10 protein-coding genes, 1 tRNA gene, 1 other RNA gene and 2 pseudogenes are annotated in these 13205 nt (G+C 52.5%); 1 reads left to right on the top strand and 13 read right to left on the bottom strand.

What is annotated here, in order from left to right:
* Positions 1 to 40 precede the first annotated feature (40 nt).
* From bcsQ to HA51_RS05900, 12 genes and pseudogenes are all read right to left on the bottom strand, one after another.
* Positions 41 to 840: pseudogene (gene bcsQ / locus HA51_RS05955) on the bottom strand (cellulose biosynthesis protein BcsQ).
* Positions 831 to 1595, bottom strand: a complete 765-nt coding sequence (gene bcsO, locus HA51_RS05950; protein WP_084933106.1) for a cellulose biosynthesis protein BcsO — start codon at positions 1593 to 1595, stop codon at positions 831 to 833. The pseudogene bcsQ and the gene bcsO overlap by 10 nt, the downstream one beginning before the upstream one ends.
* A gap of 473 nt (positions 1596 to 2068) precedes the next feature.
* Positions 2069 to 3079 carry a dipeptide ABC transporter ATP-binding subunit DppF gene (gene dppF, locus HA51_RS05945; RefSeq protein WP_084933104.1) on the bottom strand — a complete coding sequence of 337 codons (1011 nt, stop codon included), beginning with the start codon at positions 3077 to 3079 and terminating at the stop codon, positions 2069 to 2071.
* Positions 3069 to 4055 (bottom strand): dipeptide ABC transporter ATP-binding protein, encoded by a 987-nt coding sequence (dppD, locus tag HA51_RS05940; protein ID WP_084933101.1) that lies wholly within the window; start codon positions 4053 to 4055, stop codon positions 3069 to 3071. Before dppD ends, dppF begins: the two co-directional genes overlap by 11 nt.
* 12 nt (positions 4056 to 4067) lie before the next feature.
* Positions 4068 to 4970 carry a dipeptide ABC transporter permease DppC gene (gene dppC / locus HA51_RS05935; protein WP_084933098.1) on the bottom strand — a complete coding sequence of 301 codons (903 nt, stop codon included), beginning with the start codon at positions 4968 to 4970 and terminating at the stop codon, positions 4068 to 4070.
* A 9-nt stretch (positions 4971 to 4979) separates the two neighbouring features.
* Positions 4980 to 5999 carry a dipeptide ABC transporter permease DppB gene (gene dppB / locus HA51_RS05930; RefSeq protein WP_084933096.1) on the bottom strand — a complete coding sequence of 340 codons (1020 nt, stop codon included), beginning with the start codon at positions 5997 to 5999 and terminating at the stop codon, positions 4980 to 4982.
* 324 nt (positions 6000 to 6323) lie between these two features.
* Positions 6324 to 7906, bottom strand: a pseudogene (gene dppA, locus HA51_RS05925) (dipeptide ABC transporter periplasmic-binding protein DppA).
* 967 nt (positions 7907 to 8873) lie between these two features.
* A non-coding RNA gene (locus tag HA51_RS05920) (RtT sRNA) lies at positions 8874 to 9003 on the bottom strand.
* A gap of 35 nt (positions 9004 to 9038) precedes the next feature.
* Positions 9039 to 9115: transfer RNA gene (locus HA51_RS05915), tRNA-Pro, on the bottom strand.
* 125 nt (positions 9116 to 9240) lie between these two features.
* Positions 9241 to 10932, bottom strand: a complete 1692-nt coding sequence (eptB, locus tag HA51_RS05910) for a kdo(2)-lipid A phosphoethanolamine 7''-transferase (RefSeq protein ID WP_084933093.1) — start codon at positions 10930 to 10932, stop codon at positions 9241 to 9243.
* 257 nt (positions 10933 to 11189) lie between these two features.
* Complete coding sequence (locus tag HA51_RS05905) at positions 11190 to 11618, bottom strand: organic hydroperoxide resistance protein (protein ID WP_084933091.1); 429 nt, start codon at positions 11616 to 11618, stop codon at positions 11190 to 11192.
* 100 nt (positions 11619 to 11718) lie between these two features.
* Entirely contained in the window at positions 11719 to 12183 is a 465-nt protein-coding gene (locus HA51_RS05900; protein WP_084933089.1) for a MarR family winged helix-turn-helix transcriptional regulator, read from the bottom strand.
* A 62-nt stretch (positions 12184 to 12245) separates the two neighbouring features.
* On the opposite strand from HA51_RS05900, the gene HA51_RS05895 reads away from it, so the two are divergent.
* Positions 12246 to 12839, top strand: coding sequence for an HD domain-containing protein (locus HA51_RS05895; RefSeq protein ID WP_084933325.1), 594 nt, complete (start codon positions 12246 to 12248; stop codon positions 12837 to 12839).
* Between the two features lie 44 nt (positions 12840 to 12883).
* Here HA51_RS05895 and HA51_RS05890 read toward each other — a convergent pair whose 3' ends face one another.
* Positions 12884 to 13180 (bottom strand): HTH-type transcriptional regulator, encoded by a 297-nt coding sequence (locus HA51_RS05890; RefSeq protein WP_084933087.1) that lies wholly within the window; start codon positions 13178 to 13180, stop codon positions 12884 to 12886.
* Positions 13181 to 13205: the final 25 nt, after the last annotated feature.

The raw sequence follows: 13205 nt of genomic DNA, 5'->3' as shown, positions 1-13205 counted from the left end.
AGCTGTGTTGTTATTATTTCTGTCTGGCAACGCCAGACTGTTAATAATGGCTGCGAATAGGCGCCTGAACTTCACCGTTACCCACGGTTACATCCAAGATATTTGCCACCCGTTTCGCCACCAGTTCGATATCAAACGCCGCTGCCGAAGCTGGGCTGAAATCAAATACTGACTGTTGCGAGGCATTGGCTTCCGCGACACTTTCATCACGGTGGACGACGCCCAATAAGTTCTCGCCCAATCGCTGCTGCATAAAAGCAGTGACCTCACGGCTAATATTGCGGCGATTGTCACTCTGGTTTAATACGAAATAATGACCACGCTTATTATTTAGTGGCTGACCAATCATCCGGTCATTTTCAATTTGCGGCAGCAGAGAAACAGAGGCGGTATCCGCGAGCATCACCACTAAATGCATATCGGCTAATGCCTGCATAGCTTTAAGCGCTGGGCCTGGGCCGGGGGGAAATCGGCAATAATGACCAGTCCCGGGTAATTTAATACCGTGTCCAGACCGCGACGCAGAAAATGCGGGTCTTTTACCAGGTTCTCTTCGAAACGCTCACGCTGCTCTTCCGTCACATCACCGTATGGCATGACGAAAATATTCCCGCCGGTGGTGAGGATAGACTGGCTCCAGTCCGCCTGCTCTTCAGAGCGCGCGACAAAACCACGACCATCATGCAGCGGTACCCCAAAATGCAGGCGCAATGCGTTCTGGACATCGAAATCGATTGCCAACACCTTGCTGCCGGCACGTGCCAGACTCCATGCAAGGTTGGCCGCCATAGTGGTTTTCCCTACTCCCCCTTTTGGCGAGCACACACAAACTAACGGCATAGCGCAATCTTCTCCAGTAGCGGTTTTAATGGTGTTTCTTTAGAAATATTAGCAGGTTCCGCAGGACGTGAGCGGAACAGCGCACCAAAGCGTGATGGTGTGGTAGCGGCTGGTCGCGCCGGTTCAGCCGACGCGGCGAACGTTGGCGCAGGTGCTGAACGTACTGACTCTGCGGGCGCGGCTAGCACTGGCGCTATACGTGCTGACTCTGCGGGTGCGGCAAACACTGGCGCAGCCGGGGCAGCAGAGACGGGGACAGGAGCCGTCACCGGGGCTGGCTCGCTGGCGGCCGCTGGTTTGGCGGGCGCCGGTGGAAACAGTGAAGTGGTTGCCTGACGCTCAACGTGTGTCGCTTTCGGTGCCTGAGCAATCACAGAAGGTGCTGGCTTAGCCGCGGGTGCCGGTGGGAATAGCGAAGAAACCCCCGTCGGTGGCACAGCAGGCGTTGATTCGACTGGCGCGGTGGCGGCCAGACTATCAAGAATCGAACCGCGTGTGGTGCCAGAGAGTGGCGCGACCGCTGCAGGCGCAGGCTGGGCAGGCGCCACAAATTCATCACCACGAATAGGTTGAGGCTGAGGTAGGTCAATACGCTGACCGCTACCTAATTCCGGCTCATTATGGGTGCCCAATTGGCGGATAATCGCCCATTGACTGTGATCCGCTTCCTGCGATTGCCCAGACATATCCTTAAAAGCGATATCAAGCGTTTTGGTCTTTTCTTTAAAACGCTGCAGATCGTCGTAATTCTTCATGATCAGAGCCTGTAAAAACGGGAGGGAATTTTCCTGGAATATAGCACACACATTAAAAGACGGTGAGAGAATTCTGATTATTAAAACACCAAACTCGACAAAAGAGTTTTATCTAAAGGATTGAAAATTTGATGATGCAAAAAACATGCTGTTATTTATGGCCGGGGATTAATTAATATCGATTAACTGAAATAATAACGCAGTGGATATTAACCTAAGCTACTGATATGTATTCAAAGTGGGCCAAGTTACAGATTTTACTCCAATGTGAGAACGCTCACACAACCCTGACATTATTCGGAATTTGCCTTAACAAATTATATCTTTATCAGGACCAATCAATAACAGATTCAGCGGCGTAATACATTTCAAACCCCTTTTCTGTGAAACAGGTCAGCCTTTAATTTTACTGAAGTGTATTGAAGTAAAAAAAAAGACTCCCGAAGGAGTCTTTAATCATTTTTGGCGGTAATTTAGGGCGTGCCAACCGGCTGGTTCTCATCCTGATCAACCGCAAAGCAGGCAATTTGTTGCTCACCATACTGCTTGAGTTTGGGCTGTAACTGCACGCAGGTGCCAAACCGGCGACGACAGCGCGCGTTAAAAGCACAGCCCGGCGGCGGATTAAGCGGGCTAGGCAACTCACCGGTGAGTTTGATACGTTCACGGCGTTCATCAGGATTAAGACGCGGTGTCGCTGATAATAATGCCTGCGTGTAAGGATGGCGCGGATTGCTGAAAATCGCCTCTTTACTGCCCCGCTCCACACAGCGGCCGAGATACATCACCATCACTTCGTCGGCAATATGCTCTACCACAGACAGGTCGTGGGAAATGAACACATACGACAAACCCAAGTCCTGCTGCAAATCCATCATCAGGTTCAGTACCTGAGCACGCACGGAAACGTCCAACGCCGATACGGGCTCATCGGCAATCAGCACGTCAGGATCGAGCATCAAACCGCGCGCAATCGCAATACGCTGACGCTGGCCACCGGAGAACATATGCGGATAGCGATCGTAGTGCTCGGTTTTCAAGCCGACCTTCGCCATCATTTCCAGGGTTTTTTCCCGGCGTTCTGCTTTGGTCAACGAGGTGTTGATCACCAGCGGTTCTTCGAGAATCTGGCTGATTTTTTTGCGTGGATTGAGTGAGCCATACGGGTTCTGGAACACAATCTGAATTTTCTGACGACGCAGTTTTTGCGCCTGTGGATCGTGCTTCAGCAGGTCCTGGCCGTGCCAATACAGCTGGCCTTCGGTTGGCGTTTCAATCATGGTTAACAGGCGGCCCAAAGTGGATTTACCACAGCCGGACTCCCCCACCACCGCCAACGTTTTGCCGCGTTCGAGGTTGAATGAGACGCCATCCAGTGCTTTGACCAGGCGCTCTTGGCCAAACAGCCCTTTCTTTACCGGGTAGTGTTTTTTCAGGTCAATCGCCTGCAGCAGGTAATCCTGCTTAGTGTTATCAAGACTCATAAGTCGGTCTCCCGGCATCATCCAGTGGGAAATGGCATTTAGACTGGCGGCCCGGAATGTCGCGCAGTTCAGGTTCTTCGCGGCGGCAGCGTTCAGTGACATACGGACAGCGCGGGTTGAGCAGACAACCCGTTGGGCGGTCATACTTGCCCGGTACCACGCCTGGCAGCGAAGCTAACCGTGCTTTATCTGCCGCAAACTCAGGTAGTGCACGCAGCATGGCTTGGGTATAGGGATGACGAGGCGCTTTGAAGATATCCACCGCCTTGCCGGTTTCCACTACCTGACCGGCGTACATCACGATGATGTGCTGTGCCGCTTCGGCCACCAGCGCCAGATCGTGCGTAATCAGGATCAATGCCATGTTTTCTTGCTTCTGCAAATCCAGCAGTAGCTCGATAATCTGCGCCTGAATGGTCACATCCAGGGCTGTCGTCGGTTCATCAGCAATTAACAGCTTAGGTTTGCAGGCAATGGCCATTGCGATCATCACACGCTGGCTCATACCGCCCGACAGCTGATGCGGATAGACATCAAGACGCGATGCCGGATCGGGAATACCCACCTGGTCTAGCAGATCGATAGCACGCTGACGGCGCGTGCTTTTGCTGCCACCCTGATGCACCTTCAGCGCTTCCATAATCTGGAAGCCCACGGTGTAGCATGGGTTGAGGCTGGTCATCGGGTCCTGGAAGATCATCGCCACTTCTGCGCCCACCAGTTGGCGGCGCTCTTTTTCTGAGATCTTCTGCAAATCGCGCTGGTTAAATTCCAGCTTTTCCGCCATCACACGGCCGGGATAATCAATTAGCCCCATAATCGCCAGCGAGCTGACCGATTTACCGGAGCCGGATTCACCGACAATGCCCACCACCTGGCCTTGTTCAACCTGGTAACTGATGCGGTCTACTGCTCGGAACGGTGTTTTTTCGTCGCCGAAGTGCACCGACAGTTTTTCTACATTTAATAGTGCCATCTCGGTGCCTCTTTACTGCTTGAGTTTCGGGTCGAGTGCATCACGCAAACCATCGCCCATGAGGTTGAATGCCAGAACCGTCAGCAGAATGGTCACTCCAGGGAAGGTGACCACCCACCAGGCACTTTGCGCATACTGCAACACGTCGGAGAGCATGGTGCCCCACTCCGGCGTTGGCGGTTGCGCCCCCATACCGAGAAAGCCCAACGCCGCCATATCAAGAATGGCGTTGGAGAAACCTAGTGATGCCTGCACGATCAGCGGTGCCAGGCAGTTAGGCAGAATATTGACGAACATCTGGCGCAGCGTACCGGCTCCCGCCACGCTCGATGCGGTGACGTAATCACGGTTCACTTCCACCAGCACCGCTGCACGGGTTAAACGGATGTAGTGTGGTAGCGCAACAAAGGTAATCGCCAGCGAGGCATTCACAATCGACGGGCCGAAGATGGCCACCAGCACCAACGCTAACAGCAGACTTGGCAGCGCCAGCATGATATCGACCAAGCGCATGATCACGGCATCCACCACACCACCGAGGTAACCAGCCATCAGACCAAATACCACGCCGAGGATCAGCGACAGTACCACTACCATGCAGCCGACCAGCAGCGACAGTCGTGCGCCGTACATTAAGCGCGACAGCACATCACGGCCGACGTCATCGGTGCCGAGAATAAACTTCCAGCTACCGCCGTCCTGCCACACAGGCGGATGCAGCAGCGCATCACGGAACTGTTCAGCCGGCGCATGCGGTGCCAGTAAGTTGGCGAACAGCGCAATTAACAGCATCAGAATGATGTAAAACAGGCCAATCACCGCGCCTTTATTACGTTTGAAATAGTGCCAGAATTCCTGAATAGGGGTCATCGGCTTAGGTGCAGCAGTTACGCTTGCGGGATCAACAGCAGACATGATTCCCCCTTATTTCTTATGTCGAATGCGCGGATTGACCACGCCGTACAACAGATCAACCAGCAGGTTGACCACGATGATCAGAATCGCCACCAGCAGCACGCCGCCCTGCACCACCGGATAGTCACGGCGTTGTAGCGCTTCGATCAGCCAGCGACCAAGTCCCGGCCACGAGAAGATGGTTTCGGTCAGAATTGCACCAGCCAACAAGGTGCCAACCTGTAGACCGATAACGGTGACGACCGGCAACATGGCGTTGCGCAGGGCATGGACCACAATCACGCGCATGCGCGTTAAGCCTTTGGCGCGCGCGGTGCGGATGTAGTCTTCACCCAGCACTTCCAGCATTGAGGAGCGCGTCATACGCACGATCACCGCCAGTGGAATGGTGCCAAGCACGATGGCGGGCAAAATCATGTGCATCACCGCATCTTTGAAGTCGCCCGGCTCGCCCCAGATCAGCGTATCAATCAGCATAAAGCCGGTCAGCGGATGGCTGTCGTCAAGGAAGATGATGTCGCTAATGCGCCCGGAAACCGGCGTGAGGTTGAGTTGCACCGATACCAGCATGATCAGCATGATGCCCCACCAGAAAATCGGCATTGAGTAACCGGTCAGCGAGATACCCACCGCCGTGTGATCGAACACCGAGCCGCGCTTCACCGCAGCCAGCACGCCCACTGGGATGCCCACGGCGATGGCGAAGATCATCGCGCAGATACCGAGTTCCAGCGTGGCTTTAAAACGGGGTACGAACTCATCCCAGACCGGAATACGGCTTTTCAGCGAGATGCCGAGGTCGCCGTGCAGCACACCATTGATGTAGGTGATGTACTGTTTCCACATTGGCTGGTCGAGGCCAAACTGGGCCATCAGCTGGGCATGACGTTCAGGAGAGATACCGCGCTCGCCCGCCATGATCAGCACCGGGTCGCCGGGGATCAAATGGACAAACGCAAAGGTCAGTAAGGTAATACCGATAAACGTTGGGATGACAAGGCCCAGACGTCGGAATATGAATTGCAGCATAAGCCGGGTTCTCAGTCATTTTCCCGTGGCGTTGCCGCCAGGGACTACATTGCTCACAACACGCAGCCGACAAAGTCGATCGCGACGCAAGAAGCGCTTCAAAATCCCCGTCATACTTCATGCTGCATCGGCGTTGGCTTCATTTGCTCGCCCCAGTCACTTACTTGAGTAAGCTCCAGGTGACTCACAAACTTGCCGCCTTGCTGCAGCGTGAATTATTTAGGGTATATAAGAATTAAGCCGGAAAAAAAGTGCGGAGTTCGGGCGGCGAAGAGGCCGCCCGAGGGTCAGCAGCGCTGACCCTAACCGCGATAATCCGAAAGGTTATTCTTGGATATCGACGTTTTCGAAGTGATGTTTACCTAATGGATCAACCACATAACCTGAAACTTTCTTACTCACTGGCTCATAAACGGTTGAGTGAGCAATGATCAGCGCTGGCGCTTGGTCATGCATCACAACCTGAGCTTGTTTGTAGAGCTCAATACGTTTGTTGTGATCGGCTTCTGCACGTGCTGGCTGAATCAGATCTTCAAACGGCTTGTAGCACCAACGTGAGTAGTTAGAACCGTCTTTTGCCGCTGCGCAGCTGAACAGGGTCGCGAAGAAGTTATCCGGATCCCCATTATCGCCGGTCCAACCCATCATGACGGTCTGATGCTCACCCGCTTTGGCGCGTTTCAGATACTCGCCCCACTCGAAGGTCACGATCTTGGCTTTAACACCAATTTTCGCCCAGTCAGCCTGAACCATTTCCGCCATACGACGGGCATTCGGGTTGTAAGGACGCTGTACTGGCATCGCCCACAGGTCGATTGAGAAGCCATCCGGCATGCGGCTTCTTTCAGCAGTTCTTTCGCCTTGGCAGGATCGTAAGCGTAATCTTTCACATCGTCGTTGTAGCCCCACATGGTGGGTGGGATCAGGTTTTTCGCGGCCTGGCCAGCGCCCTGATAAACAGCGTCGATGATGGCTTGTTTGTTCACCGCCATGGTCAGTGCCTGACGCACTTTCACGTTATCCAGCGGTTTTTTCTCGGTGTTGAATGACAGGTAACCGACGTTCAGACCAGGCTGTTCCATCAGGTTAATTTTGTCATCTTTCTTCATGCTCGCGATGTCAGCCGGGTTTGGATACGGCATGACCTGGCACTCACCTTTCTGCATTTTGGCGTAACGCACTGAGGCATCAGGCGTGATGGAGAACACCAGACGATCAATCTTCGGTTTGGTGCCCCAGAAGTCTGGGTTCGCTTTATACAAAATGCGCGAGTCTTTCTGGTATTGCTGCAGCACGAATGGACCGGTGCCCACTGGATTGAGGTCCAGCTTCTCTGGCGTGCCGGCTTTCAGCATGTTGTCGGCATACTCTTTTGACAGGATTGAAGCGAAGTCCATGCCGAGGTCAGCAATGAATGGCGCTTCTGGACGAGTCAGGGTGAAGCGTACGGTGTTGTCGTCAACTTTCTCGATTTTCGAGATCAGTTTAGGCATATCCATGCCTTCGAAGTATTCGTAGCTGCCGCCAGAAACACCGTGGTACTTGTTGTTTTTGTCGAGCTGACGCTCGAAGGAGAACACGACATCGTCGGCGTTGAATTCACGGGTTGGCTTGAAGTCTTTGGTGGTTTGCCACTTCACGCCTTTACGCAGGTGGAAGGTATAGGTTTTACCGTCCGCGCTGACGTCCCATTTTTCTGCCAGACCCGGCTGCAGCTCAGTGGTACCGGTTTTGAACTCAACCAAACGGTTGTAGATCGGTACGGAGCTGGCATCGTAGGTGGTACCCGATGTGAAGAGCTGTGGGTTGAAGCCTTCCGGCGAACCTTCTGAACAATATACGAGGGTTTTCGCCTGGACACCCGCGGCAACGGTCAAAGCAATCAGGCTTAGACCGACCTTCAGCATCCTGGATTTAGCCAGGGAGTTGATCATGTTTTGCTCCATTGTGATGTGATGTTGTGTGCGTCGCCCGACCTCTGATTTTTTTATGCGGTTCGGGCAGGTCATTTAAAGGTGACCAAAATGTGAGCGGTTATTATGTGCTGCGCTTACGCCGTGGAACCGGTAAAGCAACGCCGTCTCTACACCTTATTGACGCATCAATTTGTCAACAGTTGCAAAGAACGTCAATACAAGGTGGGGTTATTTACACAGAGTGTGAGTAAGTGCAAGCAACGATAAAAAACAGGGTTATTGCGCTGAGCCAAAATTAAAAAAGGTGATAAAGCGCTCAATGCCGCGTGATTATCTGGCTATGTAGCTAAATGACAGTGATTATCACCGCTAAAAAACACACAAAACTTGTTGGTAAATGTCGATTATCTGAACGATTCCCCGTGCGTTATGACGTTCAGGCAGCGAAATATGCTGGTGTAATGGCATAAGAAATCAGCAAAAAGCAAAAAGCGGTCATAAGAAGAATGTGTCGCGAATTAAGCTTGCAGGGTTGATTGGGTGTGGGGTGGAGTCGATAAAGTGGGAATAATGATGGGTAAATGTGATTTGTCGGATGGAATGGGTGAATTATAAGGTTAGGTGTAAACAGCATCGCTTTTTAAATGGTGCGCTACTCAGGGAAGGGGGCTCGATCGCTCATCAGCAATGGTGCCGCTGTTTTGAAAAGCAGCACGCACAGAACCAAACGAAGGAGGGAATGCGGGGCCGCGGAGTAAAGCGTCACACGCCAGGGATGGCGTGTGCCGAGCGATCAGGGACGAGACAGCGACTTTACGCAGCGGCCCCGTATTTCATCCTGGCTGCAACGGTTTAGCTTTTGAAAGCACGCACAGGATCGAATATCACCCCGACAGCACCCGTTCCGCGATCGACAGACGAAAAAAAACCTGCTTTTTCAAGCAGGTTTCTTCAAATATGGTCGGCGAGAGAGGATTACGCTTCTCTACGAGAAGCGCCCTGCGGGCCGTTGCTAAAGCAACGTTGTCTCGCTGCGCTCGGCTCAAACCTCCTTCGGAGGTTCTCATCCTCTTAAACTACAGACGAAAAAAAACCTGCTTTTTCAAGCAGGTTTCTTCAAATATGGTCGGCGAGAGAGGATTCGAACCTCCGACCCACTGGTCCCAAACCAGTTGCGCTACCAAGCTGCGCTACTCGCCGATGGGGGCGAATATTACTGCTCCCCCTTGGGAGCGTCAATCCCTTTTCCGTAAAATCTACCCGATCGCCTGGAAAGCAAGCAGCAGAGCAAAAAGCCCTGCCGCTCAATGCGTTCCAGAAAACACTTACAACGTTTTGGCTGGCGTCGCCGCAGGTGCCTGACACCAGTTATTTGCCGCTTTAATCCCGCCATCCGGCGAACTGTAGCCCAGGCAGCCTAAAATGGTATCGAACAGCTCAACGTGGCGATGGGTTTTACCCACGCGCTGCTGCGCTTGCAAACGTTCGAAGTTGCTGCGATTGGTCGGATCCTCCAGATACTTATCAGAAGCCCACACCATCATCGGCACGCGGAACTGCTCCGGTGGCGCCATCTCGCGCGGCGTACCATGCAAATGCATGTTCTCGCTGATGGACTCACCATGGTCAGAGGCATAGAAGACAATTGCCTTCTTATCACGCAATTGATCGAGCACGCTATCCAACATGGTATCGACATACAGAATCGAGTTGTCATAAGCGTTAATCAATTGCGCTTTACTACAGGTCTCATCCACGCCCATACACTCAGGCTGATAACGCGCGAAGCTGCGCGGATAACGCTGAGAATAAAGGTAATGCGAGCCTTTGGTGTGCAGTACCACCAAATGCTTACCTTTCGGGAAACGTTGCAGCGAAGCTTGCAGTTCTGGCACCAGCAGCATGTCATCGACCGCTTTGCCTTGGTTACGCTTCTCAGAACCAATCTGCTCACGGAACGAGAAGTTATTCACATCGGCATTATCGTAGAACCACACTTCACTCTGCATGGCGAACAGCTCAGAGGTGAAGCCCAGCTCTTTCATCACCGCAAAAACGTTCTGCTCTTTCAGCGTGCGCCCTGGAGTATCCATGGTGCCGCCTTCGCGCACAAACATGCAGCGCAGTGACAGCTTGGTGGCGGTATCGCAAGATTCACCACGGAACGCCACCAGGTTCTTCTCTTTAGACAGCTTCGGCGTGGTATCACGGTCATAGCCCAGCAGGCCCATATGATCCCAGCGTGTGGTTTCACCAATCACAAACACCACATAAGTGTCATCGATGCCCGCTGGCGCTACGTAGGTGAACTTCTTCGCCGGATCCAACAGCTCCGCGCCATCCACCTCTTCGTCAACTTTGGTCCAAGCAAACAGCCCTAGCGCCGCGATCCAGTTGGAAGGGAGATACGAATGTGCCACCACCCCGCCGTAGCTCGGCAGGTCGATATTGGTGATCTCTTCATTCACCTTTTGCAGCTTGTCAAAGTAGCGAATCGGCAGCCACACCAGCGCCACACTCAGCAGCATAATCAATGCAGGCTTCAGGCGCTGGCCCGGTGTTCTCAATTGCTCAATCAAAGTCTGGCTAAGGTTATTGCGCCAAATCATCAGCAACGGCAGTGCGCTGACCAGCACCATCCACATCACGAAACGCATACCCACGACTTCTTTAGAGAGATCAACGTCAGTGGTCATCACCGACGCGACGATGCCGTAGCCGATCACCACATTAAAGAAGGCCATGTAATAAGCAGCAGCGACCGAAATCACAACGGTGAGAGTGGCAAGGATGCGATAAATCCACTTCCCACCTAACGACAACAATCGCATCAGGAAGAAGGTCAGCAGGACTGCCGCTGTCACTTCTGCCACCGCAGAGAGCCAGTTAGAGAGGGTAGATTTCGTTAAGAAGCCGTCAAAACGGCGATAAAAAATCGGCAAATTCAATAAGATGCCGAGATACAACGCAAGCAACAGCGACAGCTTTTGCTGCGTTAAACTCTTAATATAATTCATTTACTTATTCATTCCTGACCCGGTGTCAATAAACCAACCTTAAATGTGACTATCTAAAGTCAATAGAGTTCGTCCGTGAGAGAGAAAAGCGCAGGCAACTAGCAGGAACGGGACGAATCTGAACCGGAACGGCAATGAGGGTGCATGCAGCGCAGCAGTAGAACATTTAACCAATGGTAAGACCAGAATATTGTTGTTCCGACCCCATTAAATGACAAAGGGCTCCTGCTGGAGCCCCTTTTATCATCACAGCGACATTAGCTGATGATGTTCAGTGTCACATCAATATTACCGCGTGTAGCATTAGAGTAAGGGCAAACAATGTGTGCCGCATCCACCAACTTCTGCGCTTCTGCCGCATCCATCGCTGGCAGGTGAATATTCAACTTGGCTTCAATACCAAAACCAGTTGGGATAGGACCAATACCGACTTCACCCTCAATCCACGCATCTTTTGGCATGGTGATTTTGTCGCGGCCCGCAACGAACTTCATCGCACCAAGGAAACAGGCTGAGTAACCCGCCGCAAAAAGCTGCTCTGGGTTAGTCACTTCGCCGCCTGCGCCGCCCATCTCTTTGGGTACGCCCAGCTTCACGTCCAGTACGTTGTCAGAAGAAGTGGCACGACCATCACGGCCGCCAGTGGCTTTGGCTTTTGCGGTATAAACAACTTTTTCTAAAGACATGATAACCTCACCTTATTCGCTATATAATCGCGCGCTATGTAATTATGCGCAGTATTTACTTTGATATCCAGGATGCCGCTTGCGCGACACCCTTAATGCTTTACTTGGCCCGATTGAGATTGGCGCGCAGACCGTCCAACTGGCTTTTCAGCACAGCCATGGTGTCGTCGTCGCAGGCCGTGGCACACTGCACAGCTTCAGGAATCGTCTGCGCTTTTTCACGCAACGCTCGCCCTTCATCCGTTAACGTAACAACGACTTGACGCTCATCCTGACGAGAACGTTGACGGCGTAACAAACCCGCACTCTCTAAACGTTTCAGCAAGGGCGTCAATGTGGCGGAATCGAGAAACAACTGTTCGCCGATTTCCGAGACCGTGACATCGTCCTGCTGCCACAACACTAACATCACCAGATATTGTGGATACGTAATTTCCAGCTGAGCTAAAAGCTGGCGATAGACTTTATGCATCGCAAGATTTGCCGAATACAGCGCGAAACACAGCTGCTGATCTAACTGGAGTGGCGCCTGCTGCACTTTTTTGTCATCTTGATTACTGTTCATGTGATTGAATATAGATAGCGCGCTAGATAATTGCAAGCGACTTTTCTTCAGGAGAATGAATGATGCGTGATTCACTGGAAGAGCAAGCGCGCCGTTATGCCACACAGGCACATGCCGCCGCAGGCCAGCGTCGCAAATACACTGATGAGCCTTACATTGTGCACCCGGCGGCAGTGGCCGAACTGGTGCGCAGCGTCAGCGATGATGAACAGATGATTGCCGCCGCCTGGCTGCATGACACGGTAGAAGATACACCGAGTACGTTACAGGATATTGAAAGTCACTTTGGCTTACGTGTCGCCCAACTGGTCGATATGCTCACTGACAGTGCCCAGCCTGACGCGAAGAACCGCGCCGCGCGCAAACTGGCGCACTTCCGGCACACCGCTGAAGCCTCACCCGAAGCGCAAACCATCAAACTGGCGGACATTATCGATAATACCCGCGCCATCGTGCAATTTGATCCGCACTTTGCCCGTATCTACCTGGTGGAAAAACAGATTCAGATTCAGCTGTTAAATGAAGGTGATAAGCAATTGTGGACTCAAGCCGAGCAGATTATTCAGCACGGTATTGGGCAACTGGCGCAGCCGCCACACAGCGTACCGGAGAGTTGGTTTGTGAAACAGGCAGCGAAATACGGTGGGTTGAGTTGAAAAAAACCCGCCGTGCAGGCGGGTCAGAGAGCCGATAATCGATCTTACTCTAGCAGTTGCCGCCCCAGATACGGGTTTGCTTGCAACAACTTCATCAGTTTACGTGCCGTAGCGGATGGGCGCGTACGTTGCGCCTCCCAGCTTTTTACAGATGAAACGCTCACCCCCATCACGCGGGCGAATTCATCCACCTGCATGCCGGTCATTTCGCGTAAACGCTGCGGCTCGGGAACTGAAACCTGATTGAGCGATATTTCTGATACGGAAGTCTGTGCATCACGTGTCAAAACAATCTGCTCAAGGCTACTGAGCAACTCGACCATTGGATCTTTTATATCCATAGAGAACTCCTTAAAACTCACTATG

The organism is Pantoea rwandensis (assembly GCF_002095475.1).
GTDB classification, from domain to species: Bacteria; Pseudomonadota; Gammaproteobacteria; order Enterobacterales; family Enterobacteriaceae; genus Pantoea; species Pantoea rwandensis.
Note: the sequence above shows the minus strand (reverse complement) of the source record. Positions and strands in the feature narration are given on the sequence as shown.